Raw genomic sequence first — 25,621 nt, forward strand, 5'->3', positions numbered from 1 at the left:
ATGGATTGGTTGCGCGCTCGTGGCGATGTGCCGTCCGTGCTGGTCACGGTGGCGGCCGTGAAGGGTTCGGCGCCGCGCGAGCCGGGCGCGAAGATGCGGGTGCGCGCACGCGACTTTGACGACACCATCGGCGGCGGCCATCTCGAACACCGGGCGCTGGAGATCGCGCGCGCGATGCTGGCGCTGGGCGAGGCGCGCCGCTTCGAGCGCTTTGCGCTGGGCCCGAGCCTCGGCCAGTGCTGCGGCGGCGTCGCCTGGCTGGCGTTCGAGCGCGTCGATGCCGCGCAGGTCGACCTGCTGCGCGCGCGCCGCAACGTCGACACCTGGCGCCTCGTTGCGCTGGACGGCGCGTGCGAGTGGGCCTTGTTCGACGACGCGGCGCCCCTCGCGGGTACGCCGGACGTGCCGGCGTTCGAACGCGCGCCTGACGCCCGGGTGCTGGAAGGCGAGGGCGGGCGCCGCTGGCTGCTCGACCCGGTCCTGGCGCCGCGCGCGCACCTGATGCTGTTCGGCGCCGGCCACGTCGGCGCCGCCATCGTGCGCGCGCTGGCCGAGCTGCCATGCCGCGTGACGTGGGTCGACGAACGCGACGCCATGTTCCCCGCGTCGATTCCCCCGAACGTGACGATCGAGGCGACCGACACGCCCGAGGTGCTGGTGACACACGCCGCGCCGGGCACGAGCTTTCTCGTCATGACCCACAGCCATGCGCTCGACCTGCGCCTGTGCCACGCGATCCTGGCACGCCCCCAGCATCCTGCGACGCCCGACTGGTTCGGCCTGATTGGATCAGGCACCAAACGCAGCCAGTTCGAAGCGCGCCTGCGCGCACGCGGCATCGACGATGCGCGCCTGGCCGGCATGGTCTGCCCGATCGGCCTGCCCGATATTGCCGGCAAGGCCCCGGCCGTGATCGCCGCATCGAGTGTGGCGCAATTGCTGGCCGTGTGGGAAGCTGCACGGGACGCTGTACATCACCCCGAACCTCAACCGGAATTTCTGTAATGCCCACTGCATCACCCAATGTGCAGGCCTATCGCGCCAGCCTGCTGCACTTTCGCGCCGATCCGGCGTTCGACGATGGCGCCGCACTGTTTCACGAAGACGGCCTGTTGCTCGTCGAGGATGGCCGCATCAAGGCCGCCGGCGACTACGCCGCGCTCGCGCCCACGCTGCCTGCGGGCCTCGAACCCGTCGATTACCGCGGCAAGCTGATCGTCCCCGGCTTCATCGACACGCACCTGCATTACCCGCAGACCGACATGATCGCCTCGCCAGCCCCGGGCCTGCTGCCGTGGCTCGAGACCTATACCTTCCCGACCGAGCGCCGCTACGAAGACCACGAAGATGGCCGCACCACGGCCGACTTCTTCCTCGACGAGCTGCTGCGCTGCGGGACCACCACGGCAATGGTCTACTGCACCGTGCACCCGCAATCGGTCGACGCCTTTTTTGCCGCGAGCGAAGCGCGCAACCTGCGCATGGTGGCAGGCAAGGTGCTGATGGACCGCAACTGCCCGGACTTCCTGCGCGACCTCGAAGGTGAGCTCGGGGAGAGCGAAGCGCTGATCAAGCGCTGGCACAAGCGCGGCCGCGCGCTGTACGCGATCACGCCGCGCTTTGCGCCAACGTCGACCGAAGCCCAGCTGCGCCTGACGGGCGAACTGGCGGCGGCGTATCCGGACACCTTCATCCAGACCCACGTGGCCGAGAACCGCGAAGAGTGCACCTGGGTGGGCGAGCTGTTCCCGCAGGCGCGCAGCTATCTCGACGTGTACGACAGCTATGGCCTGATGCGCCCGCGCGCGATGTTCGGCCACTGCATCTGGCTCGATGACGAAGACATGGCACGCATGGCGGCCACCGGCTCGGCCGCCGCCGTGTGCCCGACGTCGAACCTGTTCCTGGGCAGCGGCCTGTTCGACTTCGAGCGCGCCGACAAGGCCGGCATGCTGCTGTCGCTGGGCACGGACGTGGGCGCCGGCACCTCGTTCTCGCTGCTGCAGACGATGAACGAAGCGTACAAGGTCGCGCGCATGAAGGGCAGCTACCTGACGGCGCTGCGCATGTTTTACCTCGCCACGCTGGGCGCAGCGCGCGCGATGGGGCTGGACGACACGATCGGCAGCTTCGCACCGGGCCTCGAAGCCGATTTCGTGGTGCTGGACCGCGAAGCGACGCCGCTGATGGCGCGCCGCACGAGTCACAGCCACTCGCTCGAAGAGCTGCTGTTCGCGCTGGCGCTGCTGGGGGATGACCGTACGGTGGCCGCGACGTATTCGTTTGGCCGGCAGGTGCACGAACGTTCATTTGCCGCGACCACGTAGGGTGGAAGGCTTTGCCTTCCACGCGTTGATCGTTGGCGGCGCCGTTCTCGTGCCGGATGATCTGGCGGCCAACCATCACCGCGTGGACGGCGGAGCCGTCCACCCTACGCACAAAAGACGTCACGGCGGCGGCCCAGGCTGCAATATTGCCAACCCCGGGCGAAGGCGTTAGAGTCTGACGCTTGCCATCCATCCTGAAAGTCTCACCATGCACAAGTATTTGCCCGGCAGTGCGCTGCTGGCGCTGGCCGTCGTCGCTTCGCCCGTCCTGGCCCGGGCGCCATCGGTCACCGCCAACGAAGCGGCCACCGCGCGCCACTACGCCGGCCTGATCGAGGGCAGCACGCCGCGCCGGTCCGAGCTGACGATGTTCTTCACGCAGATGCCCAAGGGTGGCGACCTGCACCACCATTATTCGGGCGCGATCTATGCCGAGACCTATGTCGATTTCGTCGACAAGCAGGGCTTCTGCATCGACAAGAACACCTACCGCATCGAGACCGACAAGGCGACCATCGCCGCGCAGCGCGCCAAACCGGCTGCCCAGCGCACCTGCCTGTCGGGCGCCGACGTCAATGCCGACGAAAACACCTGGCGCGAGCTGGTCAAGCGCTGGTCGAACAAGGACTTCAGCAACCACGTCGCGATCCAGCCGGCGCCGGACCGCCTGTTCTTCGGCACCTTCGGTTACTTCGGCCCGGTGGCCAACGACAATCTGCGCGAAGGCCTGCAAGAGATCAAGGCGCGCGCCATTGCCGAAAACGTCGGCTACATCGAAACGATGTTCCTGCTCTCGCCGTTCGTGGCCAACGCCGCCTTCGACACCAGCACCCGCGCCAGCGTGAACGACGACGCGGCGCTGGCCGCCCAGTTGCGCGCCGAGCTGGCGGCGCTGGACGCCAACGCCGCCTACAACGCGTCGATCGACAGCTTCGTCGCGCAGATCAATGCGGCATCCGAAGGCATCGACGACGAGCGCTTCACGATGCGCTACCAGAACTACACGCTGCGCCTCCTGGCGCCGTCGCAGGTGTTTTCGGCGATGGTGTCGAGCTTCAAGGCCGCGGCCAAGGGCGGGCGCATCGTCGGTGTGAACATCGTCGGCCAGGAAAGCCTGCACGTGTCGATGCGCGATTACCTGCTGCACATGAAGATGTTCCGCTTCCTGAAAACGGTGTACCCGGACGTGAAAGTGGCGATGCATGCGGGCGAACTGGCGCTGGGTGAGGTGCCACCGGAAGGCCTGAAGTTTCATATCGACAGCGCCCTGGGCGTTGCCGGCGCCGACCGCATCGGCCATGGCCTCGACCTGGCGCATGAAGCCAACGCACCGGCCATCATCAAGACGATGCGCGAGAAGGATATTCCGGTCGAGATCAACCTGACCTCGAACGCGTTCATCAGCGGCGTGGCAGGCGCGGATCATCCGATCCATCTGTACCGCAAGTATGGCGTGCCGTACGTGATTTCGACCGACGACGCTGGCGTGACCCGCCACACGCTGTCGCACGAGTACGTGCAATTTGCCAGCCAGTTCAAACCGTCTTACGCGGAAATCAAGAAGGCGTCGTACAACAGCATCCGCTATGCCTTCCTGCCTGTGGCAGAAAAGCAACGGTTAACGAAACAGCTCGACGGGCGTTACGCCCGATTCGAGGCCCAGGTCGCCGCCATGGCGACCCAGGCCGCGCGCGCGAAATAAAGTGTGTCACCCCCGATCCGGCGCTCGCCGGATCGCCTCCCTGTCATAAACAACCTTCGACTTTTCGGCACTAAGTTCGTCTAGAAGTCAGGTTTGTCGTCTTCTCGCTACAGAATTTCCCCTTGTACCGCTGGTTCTACTGATTTTTTGCCGAAAAAATTTCACCGTGGAATGCCACGCATATAATTCCGCCATGTCATAAAGCGCGCCAAATGACACGATTTATGTCGCGTAACGACAACGCCGACGGGACGATTTATACGAAAAAGCTCTGAATAGCCAAGCCAAATTGAATTTGTCGGGCTGAAAACGCTGATGCATATTGGCGCAATTCTGGTGTAAATCAAACCACACATCGTGTCATTTTGTTGAAACATTGTACCGATACAATCGCAGCCGCTTGCCGGCTGAATCACTGACGCGGCACGACGAATATAACAAGCAGTAAAGCAGGGGAGGACGTCCGTCGGGCGTCCAACAAACAACTTTGAAGTTCTTTTTGGGGTAATCAATGATCACTCAACAGCAGATCCGGCTCACCAAGTTGGCGCTGGCTTTGTCAGTTGCGTTGGCGGCGTCGCCGTCGTTCGCACAGAACACCACCTCGGCCGTCGGTGGCCGTATCTCGAACGTCTCGGGTCAGCCGGCTGCCGGCGCGCAAGTGCAGATCCTGCACACCGAGTCGGGTTCTGTCAGCAATGTCGTGACCGACGCTGAAGGCCGCTACGTTGCACGTGGCCTGCGCGTGGGTGGTCCGTACACGATCACCATCACCAAAGACGGGATTACCCAGACCCGTAACAACGTCTTCCTCGACCTGGCACAGACCGCCGAAGTCGACGCTACCCTGGGCGTGCAGACGGTGACCATCGCCGGTACCGCATCGCGTTCGGAAGTCTTCTCGGCCAACAACATGGGCGCGGGCACCGCCATCAGCAACACCCAGCTCCAGACCCAGGCATCGATCCAGCGTAACCTGCAAGACTATGCACGTGCCGACCCGCGCGTCTCGCAGACCGACAAGGACCGCGGCGAAATCTCGGTCGCCGGCCAGAACTCGCGCTACAACTCGACGACCATCGACGGCGTCGCGATCAACGACACGTTCGGCCTGGAAGCCAATGGCAGCCCGACCGCACGCCAGCCGATCTCGATCGAAGCGATCCAGTCGGTGCAGGTCAACGTCGCCAACTACGACGTGACCCAGAAGGGCTACACCGGCGCGAACATCAACGCCGTGACCAAGTCGGGTACCAACACCTACAAGGGTGGCGTGTACTACGTGTACCGCAACGACAACCTGTCGGGCGACCGTTACAACCCGATCACCGACGTCTACACCGACGCGCCGAAGTCCAAGGAAACCACCAAGGGTGTCTGGGCATCGGGTCCGCTGATCCAGGACAAGCTGTTCATCTACGCTCTGGCCGAGAACTTCGAGAGCTCGCGTTCGAGCCCTGAGTTCGGCGCCATCGGCAGCGGCGCCGGCACCACCGTCGGCATCAGCCAGTCGTCCATTGCAGAAGCCCAGCGCATCGCCCAGCAAACCTACGGCGTCGACATCGGCAGCACTGCCGTACCGAGCGGCTCGATGCTGACCTCGAAAGAGCGCCTGGTGAAGTTCGACTGGAACATCACCGACGAACACCGCGCCAACCTGCGTTACGCCAAGACCGAACAGGGCGAGCCGTTCTACCCGGGCTTCTCGGCCACCGGTGTCGGCCTGTCGTCGAGCTTCTACAACCAGGGCAAGTCGATCGAGACGGTTGTTGCCCAGTTGTTCTCGGACTGGACCCCGAACTTCTCGACCGAGTTCAAGTTCTCGAACCGCGATTACGATTCGGTCCCGACCAACGCAACCCGCACGCCATCGATGGCCCTGCAGTTCAGCGGCGCGCTGCCGGCTGACGCACCAAGCGGCCTGTCGACTGCCAACCGTAACATCAACTTCGGTACCGAGTTCAGCCGTCACAACAACGTGCTGCGCAACAAGACCAAGGACCTGTACGCTGGCGCCAACTGGATCGTGGGCGACCATGAACTGAAGTTCGGTGTCGACCAGACCAAGAACGACGTCTACAACGCGTTCCTGCAGGGTATCAACGGCTCGTACACGTTCGGCTGCCTGGATTCGACGGCCGCGAACTTCTACAGCTTCGGCGCGCTGCCAAGCTGCGCACGCGCAACCAATGCCCAGGTTCAGCAAGCCGTGCTGGAGAACTTCCAGAAGGGTCGTCCACTGAGCTACAGCCAGCAGCGCGCGCTGCCAGGCGCATCGCTGAACGATGCGGTCGCCCAGTTCACCACCAAGAACACCGGCCTGTTCCTGCAAGACACCTTTACCGTCAACGACCAGCTGACTCTGACCTACGGCGTGCGTTACGACCGTAACGATGTCGGCGGCCGCCCACTGGCCAACACGGCTGCTGCCCAGCCACTGGTTGCCGGCAACCCGGCCACCGGCGTGCGCCAGTCCGGCGGTTTCGGCCTGGACAACACCCGCACCATCGATGGCACCGATCTGGTCCAGCCACGTGTCGGCTTCAACTACCGCTTCGACAAGTCGCCACGTCCGACCCAGCTGCGCGGCGGCTTCGGCCTGTTCCAGGGCGCGGCAGCCACCGTGTGGATGTCGAACCCGTTCTCGGGCACCGGCGTGGCAACCGCCACGATCAGCTGCTCGGGTACCGGCGCGACCCGCTGCCCGACCACCGGCGGCCTGATCAGCTTCAATCCGGATGCCCAGCCTGCCATCGCCGGCGCCATCCCGGCCGCTGACGTCAACTTCCTGGATCCGAACTTCCGTCAGCCATCGATCTGGAAAACCAACCTGGCATTCGACACCGAACTGCCATGGTACGGCCTGGTCTTCGGCGCCGAAGCGCTGTACACCAAGAACAAGAACGGCATCTACTACGAACACCTGAACCTGGGCGCAGCAACCCGCACCGGTTCGGATGGCCGTCAGCTGTTCTGGAACGCAGCCGGCCTGAGCCAGGCGTGCTACGGCGTGTCGAACAACACGGCCAACGTCATCACCACCTGCGGCGCGGTCAACCGTTCGCTGAACAACCGCAGCTTCGGCAACGTGCTGGTGGCGCGTGATACCGACAAGGGCGACGCGAAAGTGCTGACCATGTCGCTGTCGCAGCCGATGACCAAGGGCTTTGGCTGGTCGGTGGCATACACCTACACCGATGCAACCGAAGTCTCGCCGCTGACCTCGTCGGTGGCCAACTCGAACTTCAACGGCCGTTCGTCGTTCAACCCGAACGAAGAAGTCGCTGCAACCTCGAGCTACGCCATCAAGAATCGCGTCAATGCGCTGATGAACTTCCAGAAGAAATTCTTCGAAGGCTACAACACGCGTGTCGGCGTCTTCTACGAAGGTCGTGAAGGCCGTCCGTACAGCTGGACGTTCAACAACGACATGAACGGTGACAACCTGGCCGGCAACGACCTGATGTACATCCCGACCGCCTTCGGTTCGAACGAAGTCGTGTTCTTCGGCGACACCGCAACGAGCCGTGCCAACGAGCAGCGCTTCTGGGACGTCGTCAATGCGAACAAGGGCCTGAGCAAGGCTGCCGGTGGTGTCGTGAAGCGCAACAACTCGACCGCCGAATGGGTCAACACCTTCGACGTGCGCATCAGCCAGGAAATCCCGGGCATCTTCGCACGCAACAAGGCGACCTTCTCGCTCGACTTCATGAACTTCGGCAATCTGCTGAACAAGAAATGGGGCCGTACCGAAGAGATCAGCTTCCAGTCGTCCGGTGGCCAGGCACGCAGCTTCGTCGACGTCGCCGGTATCGATGCACAAGGTCGTTATGTCTACGTCGTGCGTAACGACGTCGAGCGTCAGGACCTGAAGCAAGCCAAGGGCGAGTCGCAGTGGGCCATCCAGGCAACCCTGCGTTACGAATTCTAAGCAGCGCCAATTCGTAGCCTGAAGTAGCCAGAACGGCCGGTGGAAACACCGGCCGTTTTTTTCATCAAAAAAGTCAGCAGCCCTGATGCTGTAAGGATTTCCTGCGCACAGGCGGCGTGGGATAATGGCTGCTGTTGCGCTTATCCAATCCCCGCTGTTCGGGTGCCGGCCATCCCGGCCCGATTCCATACAAGGTGTTTTTCATGATCGTCTCGTGTCGCGCAAGCGCCCGTCTTTCCACGCTCACCGTTGCGCTGCTGCTCGCCGGTTGCGTGTCTGCTCCCCAGGCCCCGGTCACCATCAACCTGGTGTCGCTCAACGACTTCCACGGCAACCTGGAGCCAAGCCGCTACGTGCTCAAGGGCGCCGATGGCAAGGACCAGGTCATGCGCGCCGGCGGCGCCGAAGCGGTGGCCGCGGCCCTGCAGACCTGGCGCAAACAGGATAAGGACCTGCTGCTGGTGTCGACCGGCGACATCGTCGGCGCCAGCCCGGCGCTGTCGTCGCTGTGGGCCGACGAACCGACGATCGAAGTGATGAACATGCTCAACCTGCGCGCGAGCGCGGTGGGCAACCACGAATTCGACGGCGGCCGCAAGGAACTGCTGCGCCAGCAGAACGGCGGCTGCGATTCGCTACACCCGACCAAGGCCTGCAAGTTCACCCCGAATTTCGGCGGCGCCAAATTCACGTACCTGGGCGCGAACGTGATCGACAAGGTCACCGGCAAGCCGATCATCCCGGGCTTCATCATTGAAACCGTCAAGGGCATCAAGGTCGGCCTGGTGGGCGTGGTGCTGCGCGATACGCCGAACATGGTGGTTGCATCGGGCATCGCGGGCCTGCGCTTCGGTGACGAAGCCGAGGCGATCAACAATGCGCTGCCGGCGATGCGTGCGGCTGGCGCTAAGGTCATCGTGGCCCTCGTGCACCAGGGCGGCCGCACGGTCGAGTCGCCATTGCAAACCGGTTGCAGCAAGCTGACGGGCGACATCGTCCCGGTCGTGCAGAAGATCGACCCCTCGGTCAAGCTGGTGCTGACCGGGCACTCGCACCAGGGCTATCTGTGCGATGTCGGTGGCCGGGTCGTGACCCAGGCCGATACGGCCGGCCACCTGCTGACGCGCGTGTCGATGCAGGTCGAGCCCAGGACCGGTGCAGTCTCGAACCTGACCGTCGCCAACGTCGTGATGAAACCGGGCGAGTATCCGGCTGATCCGAAGATGGTCGCGTATATCGCGCAGGTGAAGGAGCGCAGCGAGGCCGCCTTGACGCGCCCGATCGCGAAGATCGCGACCGCGCCGCTGCTGCGCAAGAATAACGACGCGGGTGAATCGCCGCTCGGTAACCTGATCGCCGATGCGGCGCTGGACTCGGCCCGCAGCCTGGGCGCGCAGTTCGCGTTCATGAACAACGGCGGCATCCGGCGCGACCTGGAAGCGGGCGCCGACAAGACCGTCAACTTCGGCCAGGCCCAGGCCGTGCTGCCGTTCGGGAACACGACCGTCGTGATGAATCTGACCGGCGCGCAGATCCGCAACCTGCTCGAACGCCAGTGGCCCGACGGCGCGAACGTGACGTCCGGCGTACTGCAAGTCTCGCAAGGCTTCACCTATACGTGGGATGCCAAGCGCCCTGCGGGTACCCGCCTGGTACCGGGCAGCATCAAGCTCGATGGCAAGCCGCTGGTTGATACCGCAACCTATCGGCTGGCACTGAACAACTTCCTGGCCGAAGGCAGCGACGGCTATCCGGAATTCGCACTGGGCACCGAGCGTATCGACACCGGCCTGCGCGACCTGGACGGCTTCATCACCTACCTGAAAAAACTTGAAGGGCAGGGCGCCGCGCTGGCCCCGGCTACCCCGCGCATCGTGCGCCTCAATTAAGCACATCAAAAATGATCATGAAAAAACTCGCATGCGTGCTGGCGCTGACCAGCGCCTTCGGATTACTGGGCGCATCGGATGCCGCCGCCTGGGGCCGCGACGGCCACCGCGCCGTCGGCTCGATCGCCGACAAGCTGCTCAAGGGGACCAACGCCCAGAAGCAAATCGCACTGCTGCTGCAGCCGGGCGAATCGCTGGCGTCGGTCGCCAACTGGGCCGACTGCGTCAAGGGCACGTACTGCGGCCCGCAGACGCCCGAGATGGTGGAGTATGTCGAAGGCAATCCGCGCCACAGCGAATACCACTACACCAACGTGCCGTTCCAGCTCGATCACTACCACGAGCACGGCGTGGGCACGAGCGACGTCGACATCGTGCAGACGCTGGAGCAGTGCATCGCCGTCTTGCAGGGCAAGACCGACCCGGCCCTGAACCCGCACAAGTTCACCAAGCGCCAGGCGCTGATCCTGCTGGCGCACTTCGCCGGCGACATCCACCAGCCGCTGCACGTGGGTTCGGCGTTCGTCAGCAAGGACGGCAAGTTCATCGTGCCGAAATCGCGCGCCGAGATCGACGATGCGCTGGTGTTCGATTCGCGCGGCGGCAACAACCTGCTCCTCGATGACGAGAAACTGGCAGCGCTGTCGAAAGGGGTGATCCCTGCTGGTGAGCCGGTCGTCATCAAGGAAGGCGTGCCGAAGGCGCTGACCAAGCCGTTCCACTCGTACTGGGACAGCACGACGGTCGACTATGCGTTCCGCCGCATCAAGACGCGCACGCCGGAGCAGTTCGCGGACGTGGCGATCGCCAGCGCGCCGCTGGTCGCAAAAGCGACGGGCGACGTGGCCACCTGGCCGGTGCAGTGGGTGGAAGATGGCCTGAAGTCAGCCAAGCTGGCGTATGCCGACGTGGTGCCGGGCAAGCTGACGCCGCAGACGGGCAAGAAAGGCGAGACCTACTACACCTTCGCGCTCGAAGTGCCGGCCAACTATCCGGTGCCAAGCTCCGACATCGCCAAGACCCAGCTGATCAAGGGCGGGTACAACCTGGCCGCGATGCTGCAGGCAATCTGGCCATAAGTTGTCGCCGTCGGCGCCGCGCAGATTGTTCGCTGCGCGCGCTGCACTTTTGGCGCGGCCTCGGATAGAATCCGGTCATCTCCCGACCAGACTTCCGAGGCCCCATGCACGTTTCATTAAAGGCCGCCATCGCGGCAGCCTGCCTGTTCCCCGCATTCCACGCTCACGCACAGACCCCGGCCGGCGCCAGCCTGCCGCTGTGGGAATTCGGCCTTGGCGCCGCTGCCCTGAGCACGCCGGCTTATCCCGGCGCCGACGATCGTACCAACCGCATCCTGCCCATCCCGTTCCTGCTCTATCGCGGCGAAGTGCTGCGCGCCGACCAGTCGGGTATCGGGGCGCGCCTGTTCCGTTCTGACAGCCTTGAGTTTGACGTCGGCCTGTCGGGCGCCTTGCCGTCCGATTCGGACGACGTCGAGGCGCGCGCCGGCATGCCGGATCTGGGTGCGCTGTTCGAATTCGGCCCGCGCCTGAAAATCCGCGTGGCCGATATCGATGCGTTTGGTGATCAACCCGGCCGCCTGCGCGCCGAACTGCCGCTGCGCGCCGTGATCGAAGCACGGGGCGGCCTGCGACGCCAGGGCTGGACGTTCGAGCCGAAGCTGGCCTACGAAACGCGCGGCGAGCGCGGCCTGTGGTCGTTCGAAGCAAATACGTCGGTGGTGTTCGGCGACAAGCGCATCAACCGCTATTTCTATGAAGTCGCGCCGCAGTATGCGACCGCCAGCCGCGCCGCTTACAGCGCCGACGCCGGCCTGGTGCTCGCGCGCGTGGGCCTGTTCGCCACGCGCCAGCTCAATCCCGACGTGCGCCTGTTCGGCTACGTGCGCTACGAGTCGTACGCCGGCAGCGCCAACCGCGACAGCCCGCTGCATCTGAAGAATTCGGGCGCATCGGCCGGCATTGGTTTCGCCTGGACGCTGGCACGCTCGAACCGGCGTGCGGCAGGCTTCGAGCCGGTTGATCCGGCGACGCCGTGACATGACGCCGGCAAGACCGGCGGAATGGTCAATGTGTCGGGCACGTCTTACGCTGCAATGCGCTGGACGTTGGTCCGTTTGATTTTCCCGGCCTGGTATAAATCGTATTGCAGTTGCAGGCCTGCCCAAAGCTCCGGGCTCGTTGCAAGCGCGGCGGCAAGGCGGTAAGCCATATCCGGCGATACGCCTGCTGCGCCGTTGACAACACGCTGAAGGGTGACACGGCTGACGCCGAGCCGTGCAGCGGCCTCGGTAATCGTCATCTCTCCCAGATACTCCCGAAGCACCTCTCCCGGATGCGGCGGACTATGCATGCGAGTCATTTTTTTCCTAAAAATTAGTGGTAGTCAAAGTAGTCAACGAGAATGGCGTCGGTGCCATCGAATGCAAAAACCATTCGCCAGTTGCCGCTGACCGTCACTGCCCAATGCCCCTTGAGGTCGCCTTTCAACGGGTGAAGTGCCCACGCCGGCGCGGACAACTCTTCCGCACGGGTCGCCTGATCAAGCGCAGCCAGTTGAAGGCGCAGTCTCGCTGCATGCAAAGGTTGGATCCCGGCTTTGCTTCCGGTCTCAAAGTATCGTTGCAACCCTTTGTGCCTGAACGTCCTGATCATGCGATTCATTGTATACCGTATCGCTACTAGATACAATCTGACTCAGGTCATACGAGCAGCACGAGCAGGGTTACACGAGCCGAGTCAGTTCTGACATTCAAACACGAGCTCAACAGCCGGGAGCCCAACAGCCGGGGTCAGGTCTGACATTCGGACACGAGCTCAACGCAACGTCGATTTTTGAATGCCGTTGGGACGGTAATAAGGAGGAGTCCGTGTCCGAATGTCAGACCTGACCCTGGCTACGTGATCCTGGCTACGCGCCGTGACGTGACGTGGCGCTGGCCGAAAATGACGGATCAGCGCATTCCAACGGGTACCCTGGCTACCATGGCAGATATTAAGGGCACGGCATTGCAGAGAACTCGCGACACTGCACTTTGTACGCGATCGTCTCGGATACGAGTGGTAAAAAGTCATGCCACTCCACGACCAGTTCTATGCCAGTTGAGGTCGTGGAGAGCGAAAGAACTTCCCCGTCCTCTTTTTCCATCCTTAGCGAATCGATCGACACCCCATCACGGTCGATACTTGTAACGTCGCGGAGCTCGATCCGAACTGCGCTTTTCAAGGACTCCACAGATGCCTGATCGACAACAATGGAGATTGCTTGGTCGAGTGTGTGAATTTCGCGGATGGTTGCGTCATGAAATGAAATTTTGGCCACGTTCCTTATCCTTACCCATGGGGCCCAAACGGCCGCTGTCTGCTCTTGGTCGGCAACTGTCGTTGCCTACAGCTGCCGACTTCCGATTGATGTTGAGTTTCAGGACTTGCCCGCCCCACCATGTCATTGGTGTACCTGCTTTCGTCGTTCAAGTAGCGCTCCTGTGCCTGTGACCCGATCAATAGCCTTGACGAGCGTATCGATGCGCTCGGTCGGGATGGCGGGGCCGAGGCAGCCGGTATAGAGCACGACGTTTTTATTGCGAAATCCCCGGCCGCGGCTCATGCTCAAACTAAGGGTCGACATATCGGACGCTGTGAATTCGCAACCGTCGGCCTCGTCTTGGTAACGATCACGCATCTCATCGAAACGTGCGTCGCGCAGCGCCTGTGCGATTTGCGTCAGGCCGCGCCTGTCGATACGGAATTCATCGGGGCCGCCGGTTTGCTCGAAGGTTGGGCCGGAATGACGCACCCGCCCGTCATAAAAAATCTTGACCTCAAAGACGGGGCAGTCGAACAGACAGGCCGATTGATTGATTGTAAGCACATCGAAGTCGGTGAACGGCTTTGGCTCTTTGCTCCCAGGTGAACCGGCATCCGTGCACGCCGAAAGCAGAAATGTCACTGTGACGATGATCCGTGTGCAGGATGATCTCATCGAAATATTTCAGTCATGGTTAGCCGATTGCCAGGTTTGAAATCCGGCAGCCACTGTAATTGCCGGCACCTACTGGCGCAAATTAGTTCTGGTACCAGCGATCGCTGGGAGCACGAGGTGTGTGGCGCCATATCAATCTTGCAAGCGAGAGAGGGATCATTGCCACCACGATCCATAAAGCAAAAAGGCCAGTGGCGCCAAAGTAGGTGTATAGAAACTCGCGAAGCAGGCCGCTTGCTCCCTGACCAAATGAACCGGTCTGTTGCGAACGAAGCTCATTGATTCCAAGGCCAACCAATGCTATCGCCACCAGGATACTGATACGCACTGCTCTTTTGGCCGTTTTCAGTTCGTTTGAAAATATGGTCATCTACGCTGGCTTGGTTAATGGACCGATCTGTCCAGAACAATGAGGGTTTGACCGTGCGGGCCATTGTTGGCCGGTCTGTGCCTCACACCGTACGGCAGCCCCTCGACGCGAAGCTGACACCGAAATCAGCCTGACGTAAGCAAGCGAAACAGTCTACTCGAGCGGATCGGCATTGCCCGCGCTTTCGAGAGCGTCGATGTCGCCGGCCCGAATGTGATTGAGATGCCTGGTGATCCACGCCGGTGAACGAGCCCACCATGCGACGGCTTGCAGGCGCCGCACGATGTCGGCATCAAAGCGCCGTCGCACGACCCGAGCAGCAAGAGCCGGGGTCAGGTCTGACATTCAGACACGAGCTCAACACAACGTCAATTTTCGAATGCCGAGGGGAGGCTTATATGGACGAGTCCGTGTCCAAATGTCAGACCTGACCCCGGCTTCACCGGCTTCACTTCAGGCCATCAAAGCAGCAAAATCGCAGACTGTCACAGAGGGCCGGTTCCGACCCAGTGCGAACGCTCGATGACTGGCGAGAAATGCCAGATTAGCCCGTGCAGCAAACCATCGGTGACAATGACAATTTGATGCTGTTAAGGAAATCTTTAGGGCAAGATAAATCATGCGATTCTTTTTCCCCCGATTTTTTGGTGCTGCATTCCTCGGCGGCTGGGCGTTGTGCGGTACTGGCCACGCGGCGGTACCCGGCTGCGACACTGATCATGGCACCATCAATGGCTTCGATCCTGTCCGGCTGCATGCGGCGCTATTCGCATTCCAGACCAACAGTGCCAATCTACACGGCTTGGTCATCAAACGCCACGGCGCCGTCGTGGCTGAATGCTACCGCGCTGGCAAGGACCGCTCGGTCTACTCGCTGGTTAACCACACTCTGGAATTCGATCCCAGCACCCGGCATGACTTACGCTCGATCAGCAAATCGGTGACGAGCCTGTTGTGGGGCATCGCTGAATCGGAAAACAAGGTGCCGCCGCTCGACGCGCGTGTGCTAGACCTGATGCCGGAACTGGTTGGCTTGAAGACGGCGGGGCGCCAGGACATCACGATCGGCCACCTGCTGAACATGACCAGTGGGCTGGCCTGGAACGAGTCGGGCGGTTACGGCCTGGGCAATCCCGAACAGGGCCTGTACTGGCGTTCTTCCCAAGCCCGCTACGTGTTCGGTCGCCCAATGAAAGATCCCGCGGGACAGAGCTTCAGCTACAACGGCGGCGGCACGGCCGTGCTGACTGCCATGCTCGAAAAGGGCGTCGGCATGTCCCTGCCAGACTATGCGCGTAGGCGCCTGTTCGCGCCGCTCGGCATCACCGACTGGGAGTGGCTGAGCGACATCCGTGGCCGGCCGCTGGGCTTTGTGGGCTTGCGAATGCGCCCGAACGATTTGGCCAAAATTGGGCAATTACTCCTGCAGCACGGACGCTGGAACGACAAGCCGATTGTACCTTCCACATGGATCGACGCATCGCTGCAACCGCGTATTGCCGCGGGTAATGGCTTCCAGTACGGCTATCACTGGTGGCACGGAAAGACCCGGGCGATGGGTGGTGAGCAAGCCTGGACGGCGGCATTCGGGAATGGCGGGCAAAGGCTGGTTGTGGTTCCGGGGCTGGATTTGGTCGTCGTTGTCACTGCGGGCATGTACAACGACGAGGCGGGGGCAATCGAGGTAAACAAGCTGTTCCGTCAAATTGTTGCGACCGTAGAGCAGTAGAGGGTCATCAGGCGCGGTGACGGCCTGTAACTTGACACCACTTTTCAAAGACCGTCGGTAAGGGCGCTTTTGGCCGAATCCGGCCGTTCCTGTCAGCCTAGCAGTTTGCCTGGCTTGAAAAAGCACGGACTGTCACGACAGGCCGGTACCGACCGAATCGGTCACCGGCTCGGTGTGGCTACGTCCTCCAGATCGTTGTAAAACGCTGGATATGCATCCCACGACGCGTAGTAGCAAACAAACTCAAACTTCGTTTCTCTGGAACTGCGCTTTTGGCTGATCATCTCGAGCAACTCTGTCACGCCTTCTGTCTCAAGAAAATAAACGTAGCCATCCTGCGTCACCTCCGACGGAATCGAAAAGTCCTCACCAAACTGAACGATCATTGCTTCACTGCTCTGGTGGAACGGCTCCCGAGCGCATATCACAGAGTTTTCTGGCATCTGCGCCGATAGGAAGATCGCGTCTAAAAGTTTCATAAGGTTGAGTTGATGTGATCTTGAGCTTCCAGCCATGTCTGCTCTTCGCAGAACCCGCGCGTTGGACTCAGCATAGCAGGTCGCCATGGCCGCAAAACATCGGACGGTCACGAAGTACTGGAATCAGCCAAGGCCGTGTAAAAATCCTGATTCGCCATCGACCATGCAACACTCGACTCACAGCATGGGAGCCGGGGTCAGGAGCCGGGGTCAGGTCTGACATTCAGACACGAGCTCAACACAACGTCGATTTTTGAATGCCGTGGGGACGGTAATAAGGAAGAGTCCGTGTCCAAATGTCAGACCTGACCCTGGCTACGTGACCCCGGCTACGCTGGCTACGTGCGCTCGAGCCGGCGTGCGGCGGGCTTCGAGCCGGTTGATCCGGTCACGCCATGATAATGACCTGACGCTGGTAAGGCCGACGTCATGGTAGTTGCTTGTCTCGACAGGTAGATGTCGACCCGGAGCAGGTCATCGGCCTTGATCAAACAGGCGGGAAGTCTTCGTAAGATTTCGGCATGTAACCCCAAATCCTGAGGACGTCGTCACGTACCTCGAATTCGAAACCGATCTCCCTCACGACGTTCGAAATTTCGTCTGTATGGTCGATTTTTGAAGATGCAAGCAGTCTGCCCTTGGCAGGGACTTCCTCCCATAAGCCAATATCGAACCACTCGACTGACGCGAATGGAAAGGGTAAATGGTAGAACCATTCAACATCCCATGCGGAGATCTGCCCTGTTACCAATTTTGAGCGATACGAAGGCCGCCATCCGGTTACATGGCGAAAATAATTGATCAGCTCATTCCACCGGGTGTTGTTTGATACAGACCCCAGATTCCTAGCAGCGACAGCCGCATCGATTTTTTTTTGTGCTGCCTCGTGGGCAGCTCCCGGGCTTGGCAATTCATCCATATTGAACCTGATTATCGCGTGCATGTGGCCGACCTCGGCAGTTTTCAGCCGTTCGGCGGCTTGTCAGCCTGGCAAAGTCACTGAATTTCTGGATAGGCAGCGGTCGAGGCATGGCAGACGTTCATGGCCGCACCTACGTGTTTTTCGACATTATGACCTTTCTTAGACGCGGGAAGATAAATAGTCAAAAGGAGCCGTGAGCCGGGGTCAGGAGCCGGGGTCAGGTCTGACATTTAGACACGAGCTCAACACAACTTCGATTTTTGAACTCCGCGGGGAAGCTAAGAAGGACGAGCCCGTGTCCAAATGTCAGACCTGACCCCGGCTGTGCCGAGGGGAGGCTAATAAGGACGAGTCCGTGTCCAAATGTCAGACCTGACCCCGGCTTTGACCCTGGCTACCTTCCGTTCAAGCCATAAAAAACGCCGGGCGAACCCCGGCGTTTGGCTAGCAACGCGAAGTGCCCCGGATTACGCAGCTTCGCGCATCCCCAGTGCCGGCCGCGCTGCGCTCTTGAGCGCCGGGCGCACCTGTTGCGCTTCGAAGCGGAACGTCGACACCAGCTGCGACAACGCCTTCGCCTGTTCGCGCATCGACGTCGAGGCGGCGGCCGCTTCTTCGACCAGCGCCGCGTTCTGCTGCGTTACCTGGTCCATTTGCGCGATGGCCTGGTTCACCTGTTCGATGCCGGCCGACTGCTCCTGGCTGGCCATGGCGATGCCGGACATGATGCTCGTCACGCGGCCGATGCTGGCGACAATTTCCTGCATCGTCGCGCCGGCATCCGATACCAGGCGGCTGCCTTCCTCGACCTTGGCGCTCGAGTCGCCGATCAGGGCCTTGATTTCCTTTGCCGCTGCCGCCGACCGTTGCGCCAGGCTGCGCACTTCGGACGCCACGACCGCGAAGCCGCGGCCCTGTTCGCCGGCGCGCGCCGCTTCCACTGCCGCGTTGAGCGCGAGGATGTTGGTCTGGAACGCGATGCTGTCGATGACGCCAATGATGTCCACGATCTTCTTCGACGAATCGGTGATCGCGTCCATCGTCAGCACGACGCGTCCGACGGTGTCGCCGCCACGGCCGGCCACCTGCGAGGCGTTCTGCGCCAGCGTGTTCGCTTCGCGCGCGTTGTCCGCGTTCTGGCGGACGGTCGAGGTCAGTTCTTCCATCGACGATGCGGTTTCTTCCAGCGCGCCGGCCTGCTGCTCGGTGCGGGCCGACAGTTCGAGGTTACCGGCCGAGATCTGGTCGGCGGCTTCGGCGATGGTTTCGGTGCCGCTGCGCACCTGGCTGACGATGCCGACCAGGTTGTCGTTCATGTCCTTCAGGGCGCCCATCAGCGCGCCCGTTTCGTTGTTGCCCTGCACGACAATCTGGCTGCTCAGGTCACCGGTGGCGACGGTCTGTGCGACCAGCACGGCTTCTTCAAGCGGCGTCGTGATGCGACGGCCCATCCACCAGGCGAACAGGCCGCCGGCGGCCAGCGCGATCGCGGCGAATGTCACCTGCAGCTTCAGGCTGGTCTGGAAGCCGTCCTGGATCTGCTTCGAATCGGCGGCCACGACTTCCTGCTGGAATTTGACGATCGCGCTCAGGCTATCCAGATACGACTGCACGCGCGGCAGCATGTCGGTCGTCAGGAAGGCACGTACCGCGGCGTCGTCACCGGCCGCCTTCTGCGCCATCACGCTCTTGCGCGCCTTGCGGTAGCCTTCGCGCTGCTCGTCGACTTTGGCAAACAGCGCCATGGCAGCGTCGTTGCCGGCCAGGCTCTCGACCAAGGCCTTGTGCAGCACATCCGAGCGCTTCGACGCCACTGACATCGCGTCGAGGAAGTATTTTTCGTCGCCTTTGTCAGTCATCTTGATCGCGGCAATGGTGCGCGCGGCGTTGGTCTCGATGATGGCTTGCCACTCCTGCAGCATGGCCAGGCGGTACATGCTCTCGCCAGTCAGTTTGTCGGTGAGGGCTTCGGCTTTCTGCATCTGCAGCAGGCCGATACCCACCAGCAGCAGCATGGCCGCAAGAATGGTGGCAAAGCCGCCGAGGATCAGCGTGCGAATCTTAAGGTTTTGAAATGTCATGGCGTTCCGTGAGTCAGTAAATACGATGTCCGTAGAAACCAAAAGTTTCCATGCGGAATCATATTGTTGCAGATTCGGAACAAGAAAAACCGATAAATAGCCGTAATGACGATAAATTCGCTCAATTGTGGCGAGATACCGACGATTTCATCGTAAATACGACTATTGGTAGTGGGATTTGGAGAGAATCAAGTCCTGCCCCCCGGCAGTGGAGGGCAGGACCTTGGATGCGCGTCAGCGCGACTTGACGAACGGCTTGCCCAGCGCCTTGGGCGCCACCGACTTGGCCATCAGGCCCGCCAGCACGACCACGGTGACGATGTACGGAATCATCTGGATCAGCGAGCCCGGGATGCGGCCCACGACCGGCAGGTCGACGCCTTCGATCTGGATCTGCACTGCGGCAAAGAAACCGAACATCATGCAACCCAGCACCGTGTGTACGGGCCGCCAGTTGCCGAACACCAGCGCCGTCAGCGCCAGGTAGCCGGCGCCGGCCGACATGTCGCGCAGGAAGAAGCCGCTCTGGACGATCGACAGGTAGGCACCCGAGAACGAGCACAGCACGCCGGCGATGATCATCGCCGTGTAGCGGGTGCGCTGGACCGAGATGCCGGCTGCGTCGGCCGCATGCGGGTTTTCGCCACAGGCGCGCAGGCGCAGGCCGAAGCGGCTGTAGAACAGGACCCAGTGCACGATCGGGAGCAGGGCAAAGGCCAGGTACACCAGCACCGAGTGCCCGCCGATCAGGCTGCCGTAGACCCAGCCCAGCACCGGCACGTCGGCCACCAGTTCGGTCCCGGGCAGGATGACGCTCGCGAGGCGCGCCTCACCGAGGTCCGGCGTGCGCCCGCCCTGCTGGAAGAAGTACTGGGCGACGACGAACGTCAGCCCGCTCATCGCGATATTGATTGCGATGCCGGCCACGAGCTGGTTGCCCTTTTGCGTGATCGAGACGAAGGCCTGGATCAACGCCAGCACGACCGAGGCGACGATGCCGGCCGCGATACCGAGCCACGGATCCTGGTAGGTGTAGGCGACGGCGGCCGAGACGAAGGCCGACGCGAGGATCTTGCCCTCGAGGCCGATGTCGACCACGCCGCTGCGCTCGGCGAACAGGCCGGCCATGGCCGCGAACATCAGCACCGGCGCATTGCGGATGGTGGAGACGACGATACTGGCGAACTGGAAGTCTTCCATGGCTTATCCCTTGCTTGCGCCGTTGTTGGAGCGTGTTGCGTTGATCAGTTTGAGTACCGCCGGCGCGTACATGTTTTCCATGGCGCCGCAGAACAGGATGATCAGGCCCTGGATGAAGATGAAGGTCTCTTGCGGGATGTTCGGTTTTTCCAGCGACAGATCGAACCCGCCCTGGATCAGCGCGCCGAACAGGATCGACGAGAGCAGGATGCCCACCGGGTGCTGGCGGCCCATCAGTGCAATGGCGATGCCGATGAAGCCCGCGCCGGCCGGGAAGTTCAGGCTCAGGTAGTGGGTCGAGCCGAGAATCGAGTTCACCGCCGCCAGGCCCGCCAGGGCGCCCGAAATCAGCATCGCAATGATGATCGTGCGGCTGATGCGCACGCCCGCATAGTGCGCGGCGTGGGCGTTCAGGCCGGTGGCCTGCAGGCGGTAACCCCAGCTCGATCGCGACACGGCCACCCAGTAGATGACCAGCGCGACCAGGGCCAGCAGGAAGGCCAGGTTCAGCGGCGTGTTCTCGCCGAAGAACGGCAGCCAGTTCGACAGCAGCGGGATCGCGGCAGCATCGGTGAAGGTGCGGCTGGCCGGATTCTGGTCGCCCTCGGGAATCATGTACTTGACGATGATGAAGTTCATCAGGCCGGCGGCGATGAAGTTGAACATGATGGTCGTGACCACCACGTGGCTGCCGCGCTTGGCCTGCAGGTAGCCTGGCAGGAAGGCCCAGGCGGCGCCAAAGACGGCGCTGGCGACGATCGCCAGCGGGATCAGGAGCCACGGCGAGAGCGTCGCATCGAACGCCAGCATCGCCAGCGTCAGGCCCAGGCCGCCCAGATACATCTGGCCCTCGGCGCCGATGTTGAAGAGGCCCGCCTTCATCGCGATCGACACGGCCAGGCCGGTGAACACGAAGGTCGACGCATAGAACAGCGTGTACGACAGGCCTTCGGGATTGATGACGGCGCTGTTGACGAGGATCTGCAGCGACTCGACCGGGCTTTCGCCCAGCAGATGGATCACGAGCGCCGCGACCAGCAGGGCGGAGAGCAGATTCAGGACCGGCAGGACAAAGCCCGAGGCCCAGCGTGGGAGTTCAGTGGTTTTCATGATTTGTGCATCCCGCCCATCAACAGGCCAATGCGGGTCGTGTCGAATTCGTCGATCGGCAATTCGCCGGTAATGCGCCCGCCCGACATCACGATGATGCGGTCCGCCAGCGCGCGCACTTCTTCCAGCTCGGTCGAGACCAGCAGGATCGCGACGCCTTCGTCGCGCAGGCGCAGCAGTTGCGTGTGGATGCTCTCGATGGTGCCGATGTCCACGCCGCGCGTGGGCTGGCCCACCAGCAGCAGTTTCGGCGCCGCCGAGACTTCGCGCGCGATCACGACCTTCTGCTGGTTGCCGCCGGAAAGCAGGCCAATGCGCACATTGGGGTCTTTCGGGCGCACATCGAATGCTTCGAGCAGGTGCGCGCAGCGCTTGGCGATCGCGTCGAAATCGAACAGGCCCAGGCCCTTGGTGACGCGCTCCTGGTAGCCGAACACGGTGTTCTGCATGACCGAGAAATCCTTGATCACGCCGTCGCGCAGGCGGTCTTCCGGCACGTGGCCGATGCCCATGTCGCGCAGTTCCGCGGGCAGGCCGTCGGCATTCGAGCGGCCAGCGAAGGGCAGGGGTTTGCCCTCGAGCGAGACCGCGCCGGAGGTCGGCAGGCGCATGCCCGACAGGATGTGCATCAGTTCGCTCTGGCCATTGCCCGACACGCCGGCAATGGCGACGATCTCGCCAGCGCGCACCGACAGGGCGATGTCGCCCAGCAGCTGCACGCCGTTGGCGTCCTTCAGCTGCAGGTTTTCGACCTGCAGCACCGGAGCGCCCGGCGCATACGGTTTGCGCGGCAGGTTGCCTTCGATCGGACGGCCCACCATCATGTTGGCCAGCTGCTCCTTGCTGGTGCCGGCCGTGGCGACGGCGCCGGCCAGGCGGCCCGCGCGCATCACGGTCACCTGGTCGGTGATGTCCATGATCTCGCCCAGCTTGTGGGTGATCAGGATGATGGTCTTGCCCTGTTCCTTGAACAGTCGCAGGATGTCGAACAGCGATGCGATTTCCTGGGTGGTGAGCACGGCGGTCGGCTCGTCCAGGATCAGGATCTCGGCGCTGCGGTAGATCTGCTTGAGGATTTCGACGCGCTGCTGCGCGCCCACCGACAAATCGGAAATCACGGCCAGCGGATCGACGTCGAGGTGATAGCGCGCGCAGATCTCGCGCAGCTTCACCTCGGTCTCGCGGCGTTTCTTCGACAGCTTGAAGGCGCCTTCGGCCCCGAGCATCACGTTGTCGAGCACCGTCATGTTCTCGACCAGCATGAAATGCTGGTGCACCATGCCGATGCCGAGCCCGATGGCTTCCTGGCTCGAGCGGATCTGCTGCTCCTTGCCGTTGATGACGAGCTGCCCGCTGTCGGCATGGTAGTAGCCGTACAGGATGCTCATCAGGGTGGATTTGCCCGCGCCATTTTCGCCGATCACACCATGGATCGAACCCTTGGCGATCGAGAAGCTGACGTCGGCGTTCGCCTGCACCGGCCCGAAGGCCTTGCTCACGTTGCGAAATTCTACGGCTGGCTGCATTGCGATCTGTCGTAAAAAGGAAGTGTGCTTATCATTCAAAAGCGCGCCGGACCGGTAATCAACCGGCGCGGCGCGCTTTGAATGGAATGAAGGTGATCAGACCGGGCAGGAACTGCCGGCGCGGTAATCGATGACCTTGATCTTGCCGTTGATGATGTCCTGGCGTACGGCATTGACGCGCTTTTCGATCTCCGGCGTGACGACCGCGCGGTTATCCTTGTCCAGCACCCAGTCGACGCCGCCTTCTTTCAGGCCCTTGTAGGTGACGCCTGCTTTCCAGGTGCCTTTCTTGACAGCCATGAACGAGTCATACACTGCCACGTCGACGCGCTTGACCATCGAGGTCAGCATCGTGCCCGGGTGCAGGTAGTTCTGGTTCGAGTCGACGCCCACGGCCAGCTTGCCCTTGGTCTTGGCCATCTGCAGCGCGCCCATGCCGCTGCCGCCGGCCACGGCGAAGACCACGTCCACGCCGCGGTCGAACTGCGCGCGTGCCAGCTCGCCACCCTTGGCCGGGTCGTTCCAGGCTGCTGCCGTGGTGCCGACCATGTTCTGGATGATTTCAACTTTCGGGGCCTGCGCCTTGGCGCCCTGGCCGTAGCCGCAGGCGAACGCGCGGATCAGCGGAATGTCCATGCCGCCGACAAAGCCGAGCTTCTTGGTCTTGGAGGCCATGGCCGACGCCACGCCGACCAGGTACGAGCCTTCCTGCTCCTTGAACATCACCGATTCGATGTTGGCGCCTTGCGCCACGCTGTCGATCAGGACGAAGCGCACGTTCGGGAATTCGCGGGCGACTTTTTGCACGGCCTGGGTCTGCGAGAAACCGATGGCGGCGATCAGGTCGACCTTCTTGCGCGCCAGGCCGCGCATGACTTGCTCGGCCTGGGTATCGCTATTGGCCTGGACTTCCAGCACTTTGACGCCGGTCTCTTTCGAGAAGCGCTGCAGGCCTTCGAAGGCCGACTGGTTGAACGACTTGTCGAACTTGCCGCCCGCATCGTAGACCATGCCGAATTTCGGCGCGGCGATCGGTGCGGTCGACGGCGCCGCCAGCGCGCTGCCAGCGAGGCACATGGCCGCCACGGTGATGCTGAGTTGCTTGAATTTCATGGTTGAGCTCCTGGAATAGCGATATTGTACCCGCCGCATGCCTTGCGATGGGATCGGCTGCGCGATTGTCGCAGCACGGCGCCGTGCAAGTGGTTACGGTTTGTATCTGGGGAGGGTCGTTGGGGCCAGGCCCGCGCCCTTCGGGCACAAGCTGTCAAATATGCATCAAGCTGCAAGTTGATGACAAATACGATTTTACTTCCCAATTTATTCACTGGAAATATAAATGCTGACAAATTCGTCGATTATTTTGCGGCGAGGGCCAGATCGGGCGCTGTCGTGGTCGTTTCGACCGGTGGCGTGGCATTGGCCACCGCATCGGCCACGGCGGCCGCAGCGGCCGGCGTTACCGGCTGGCTGAACTGGCGCGTGAGGAAACCGGCGACCATGTCGTGCGTCGCTGCGAGGTAGGGGATGGTCATGTGGTCGGAATCCGGCACCACCTCGTCGGCCACCAGCGCGCCCAGCTTGGCCACCAGAAGGTCGGTGTGGAAGTGCGGCACGACGTCGTCGCTGGCGGCGCGCAGCACGTAGGTGGGGGCCTTGAGCATCGGCGCGTACTTGATCGACTCGAAGCGGTGGCGCAGCATGTATTCGATGGGCATCACGCGGAAGCGCCGCTTGGCAATCGCCAGGATCGAGTCGTACGGCGTGATCAGCACGACCGAATGCGCGGGGCGTTCGCGGGCTACCTGCACGGCAACGCCCGAGCCCAGGCTGCGGCCAACGACGGCGATACGCTGCGGATCGACCTGGCTCCGCGTGGCAAGCCAGTCGTAGAGCAGGGCGCCGTCTTCGATCATGTGGATTTCGGCCGGGATACCCTGCGAATCGCCATAGCCGCGGTAATTCATCGCCAGCACGGTCATGTTGGGGAACAGCTTGCCGGCGTCGCGCGCGACCCACGACACTTCTTCGGAGCGCCCGCCAAAGTACAGCACGGCCGGGCGCGGACCGGGAATGATGGGCGTCATCAGCCAGCCGGCCAGGCGCGTGCCGTCCTTGGCGCGCAGGACGACGGGACGGGTGCGGTGGCCACTCGAACGGGGGCTTTTGACTTCGCGCTCCAGCGTCGGATTGAACACCAGGCGGCGCTGGTTGGCCGCGACGGCAGCGGTCAGGCCCAGCCACAGCATGCTGGCCAGTCCAGTGAGTCCCGCCGCCATTTTTTTCGAAGTGTCCATGCTTGCCAGTCTACGCCTGCTGTCGAGTTTTGTTCTTAGAGGCATTGTTCTATGCA

The 25,621-nt window shown here is 62.2% G+C and carries 22 protein-coding genes; 8 read left to right on the forward strand and 14 right to left on the reverse strand.

Features of this window, described 5'->3' with window-relative positions; genetic code table 11:
• The 7 genes from xdhC to AC56LN_RS15255 all read left to right on the forward strand — a co-directional run bounded on the left by xdhC (nucleotide 1) and on the right by AC56LN_RS15255 (nucleotide 11,908).
• The gene (xdhC, locus tag AC56LN_RS15225; protein WP_499573299.1) at nucleotides 1–1,005 is read left to right on the forward strand and encodes a xanthine dehydrogenase accessory protein XdhC; all 1,005 of its coding nucleotides are present in this window, start codon (nucleotides 1–3) and stop codon (nucleotides 1,003–1,005) included.
• Nucleotides 1,005–2,327 carry a guanine deaminase gene (gene guaD / locus AC56LN_RS15230; protein ID WP_499572910.1) on the forward strand — a complete coding sequence of 441 codons (1,323 nt, stop codon included), beginning with the start codon at nucleotides 1,005–1,007 and terminating at the stop codon, nucleotides 2,325–2,327. The genes xdhC and guaD overlap by 1 nt, the downstream gene beginning before the upstream one ends.
• Before the next feature lie 208 nt (nucleotides 2,328–2,535).
• Nucleotides 2,536–4,029 carry an adenosine deaminase gene (locus AC56LN_RS15235; RefSeq protein WP_499572912.1) on the forward strand — a complete coding sequence of 498 codons (1,494 nt, stop codon included), beginning with the start codon at nucleotides 2,536–2,538 and terminating at the stop codon, nucleotides 4,027–4,029.
• Nucleotides 4,030–4,540: 511 nt separating this feature from the next.
• Nucleotides 4,541–7,960 carry a TonB-dependent receptor gene (locus tag AC56LN_RS15240; protein ID WP_499572914.1) on the forward strand — a complete coding sequence of 1,140 codons (3,420 nt, stop codon included), beginning with the start codon at nucleotides 4,541–4,543 and terminating at the stop codon, nucleotides 7,958–7,960.
• Nucleotides 7,961–8,163: 203 nt separating this feature from the next.
• Nucleotides 8,164–9,849, forward strand: coding sequence for a bifunctional metallophosphatase/5'-nucleotidase (locus tag AC56LN_RS15245; RefSeq protein WP_499572916.1), 1,686 nt, complete (start codon nucleotides 8,164–8,166; stop codon nucleotides 9,847–9,849).
• 17 nt (nucleotides 9,850–9,866) lie between these two features.
• Nucleotides 9,867–10,928 carry a S1/P1 nuclease gene (locus tag AC56LN_RS15250; protein ID WP_499572918.1) on the forward strand — a complete coding sequence of 354 codons (1,062 nt, stop codon included), beginning with the start codon at nucleotides 9,867–9,869 and terminating at the stop codon, nucleotides 10,926–10,928.
• Between the two features lie 104 nt (nucleotides 10,929–11,032).
• On the forward strand, nucleotides 11,033–11,908 hold the full coding sequence (locus AC56LN_RS15255) for a MipA/OmpV family protein (RefSeq protein ID WP_499572920.1): 876 nt from the start codon (nucleotides 11,033–11,035) through the stop codon (nucleotides 11,906–11,908).
• A 47-nt stretch (nucleotides 11,909–11,955) separates the two neighbouring features.
• On the opposite strand, the gene AC56LN_RS15260 is transcribed toward AC56LN_RS15255, so the two are convergent.
• From AC56LN_RS15260 to AC56LN_RS15285, 6 genes are all read right to left on the reverse strand, one after another.
• On the reverse strand, nucleotides 11,956–12,231 hold the full coding sequence (locus AC56LN_RS15260) for a HigA family addiction module antitoxin (RefSeq protein WP_499572921.1): 276 nt from the start codon (nucleotides 12,229–12,231) through the stop codon (nucleotides 11,956–11,958).
• A 14-nt stretch (nucleotides 12,232–12,245) separates the two neighbouring features.
• Nucleotides 12,246–12,524 (reverse strand): type II toxin-antitoxin system RelE/ParE family toxin, encoded by a 279-nt coding sequence (locus tag AC56LN_RS15265; protein ID WP_499573301.1) that lies wholly within the window; start codon nucleotides 12,522–12,524, stop codon nucleotides 12,246–12,248.
• 340 nt (nucleotides 12,525–12,864) lie between these two features.
• On the reverse strand, nucleotides 12,865–13,191 hold the full coding sequence (locus AC56LN_RS15270; RefSeq protein WP_499572923.1) for a hypothetical protein: 327 nt from the start codon (nucleotides 13,189–13,191) through the stop codon (nucleotides 12,865–12,867).
• A 123-nt stretch (nucleotides 13,192–13,314) separates the two neighbouring features.
• The gene (locus AC56LN_RS15275) at nucleotides 13,315–13,818 is read right to left on the reverse strand and encodes a DUF6438 domain-containing protein (RefSeq protein WP_499572925.1); all 504 of its coding nucleotides are present in this window, start codon (nucleotides 13,816–13,818) and stop codon (nucleotides 13,315–13,317) included.
• A 115-nt stretch (nucleotides 13,819–13,933) separates the two neighbouring features.
• Entirely contained in the window at nucleotides 13,934–14,221 is a 288-nt protein-coding gene (locus AC56LN_RS15280) for a hypothetical protein (RefSeq protein WP_499572927.1), read from the reverse strand.
• Nucleotides 14,222–14,374: 153 nt separating this feature from the next.
• Nucleotides 14,375–14,566, reverse strand: a complete 192-nt coding sequence (locus AC56LN_RS15285; protein WP_499572929.1) for a hypothetical protein — start codon at nucleotides 14,564–14,566, stop codon at nucleotides 14,375–14,377.
• Between the two features lie 274 nt (nucleotides 14,567–14,840).
• Between AC56LN_RS15285 and AC56LN_RS15290 the strand changes: the two genes are divergently transcribed.
• Nucleotides 14,841–15,950 (forward strand): serine hydrolase domain-containing protein, encoded by a 1,110-nt coding sequence (locus tag AC56LN_RS15290; RefSeq protein WP_499572931.1) that lies wholly within the window; start codon nucleotides 14,841–14,843, stop codon nucleotides 15,948–15,950.
• A 161-nt stretch (nucleotides 15,951–16,111) separates the two neighbouring features.
• Here the strand turns inward: AC56LN_RS15290 and AC56LN_RS15295 are convergent, their stop codons facing one another.
• The 8 genes from AC56LN_RS15295 to AC56LN_RS15330 form a co-directional block, all read right to left on the reverse strand.
• On the reverse strand, nucleotides 16,112–16,465 hold the full coding sequence (locus tag AC56LN_RS15295) for a hypothetical protein (protein ID WP_499572933.1): 354 nt from the start codon (nucleotides 16,463–16,465) through the stop codon (nucleotides 16,112–16,114).
• 451 nt (nucleotides 16,466–16,916) lie between these two features.
• Nucleotides 16,917–17,348 (reverse strand): DUF6678 family protein, encoded by a 432-nt coding sequence (locus tag AC56LN_RS15300; protein ID WP_499572935.1) that lies wholly within the window; start codon nucleotides 17,346–17,348, stop codon nucleotides 16,917–16,919.
• A gap of 470 nt (nucleotides 17,349–17,818) precedes the next feature.
• Nucleotides 17,819–19,432, reverse strand: a complete 1,614-nt coding sequence (locus AC56LN_RS15305; protein ID WP_499572937.1) for a methyl-accepting chemotaxis protein — start codon at nucleotides 19,430–19,432, stop codon at nucleotides 17,819–17,821.
• Nucleotides 19,433–19,666: 234 nt separating this feature from the next.
• Nucleotides 19,667–20,632, reverse strand: a complete 966-nt coding sequence (locus tag AC56LN_RS15310; protein WP_482897545.1) for an ABC transporter permease — start codon at nucleotides 20,630–20,632, stop codon at nucleotides 19,667–19,669.
• Nucleotides 20,633–20,635: 3 nt separating this feature from the next.
• Nucleotides 20,636–21,742: an ABC transporter permease gene (locus tag AC56LN_RS15315; protein WP_499572939.1), complete on the reverse strand. Its 1,107-nt coding sequence runs from the start codon at nucleotides 21,740–21,742 to the stop codon at nucleotides 20,636–20,638.
• Nucleotides 21,739–23,268, reverse strand: a complete 1,530-nt coding sequence (locus AC56LN_RS15320) for an ABC transporter ATP-binding protein (protein WP_482897547.1) — start codon at nucleotides 23,266–23,268, stop codon at nucleotides 21,739–21,741. Before AC56LN_RS15320 ends, AC56LN_RS15315 begins: the two co-directional genes overlap by 4 nt.
• Before the next feature lie 96 nt (nucleotides 23,269–23,364).
• Nucleotides 23,365–24,381 carry a BMP family lipoprotein gene (locus tag AC56LN_RS15325; RefSeq protein ID WP_482897548.1) on the reverse strand — a complete coding sequence of 339 codons (1,017 nt, stop codon included), beginning with the start codon at nucleotides 24,379–24,381 and terminating at the stop codon, nucleotides 23,365–23,367.
• Nucleotides 24,382–24,626: 245 nt separating this feature from the next.
• Complete coding sequence (locus AC56LN_RS15330; protein WP_499572942.1) at nucleotides 24,627–25,565, reverse strand: alpha/beta hydrolase; 939 nt, start codon at nucleotides 25,563–25,565, stop codon at nucleotides 24,627–24,629.
• Nucleotides 25,566–25,621 lie beyond the last annotated feature (56 nt).

Source organism: Telluria sp. ZT3P26 (assembly GCF_059686035.1).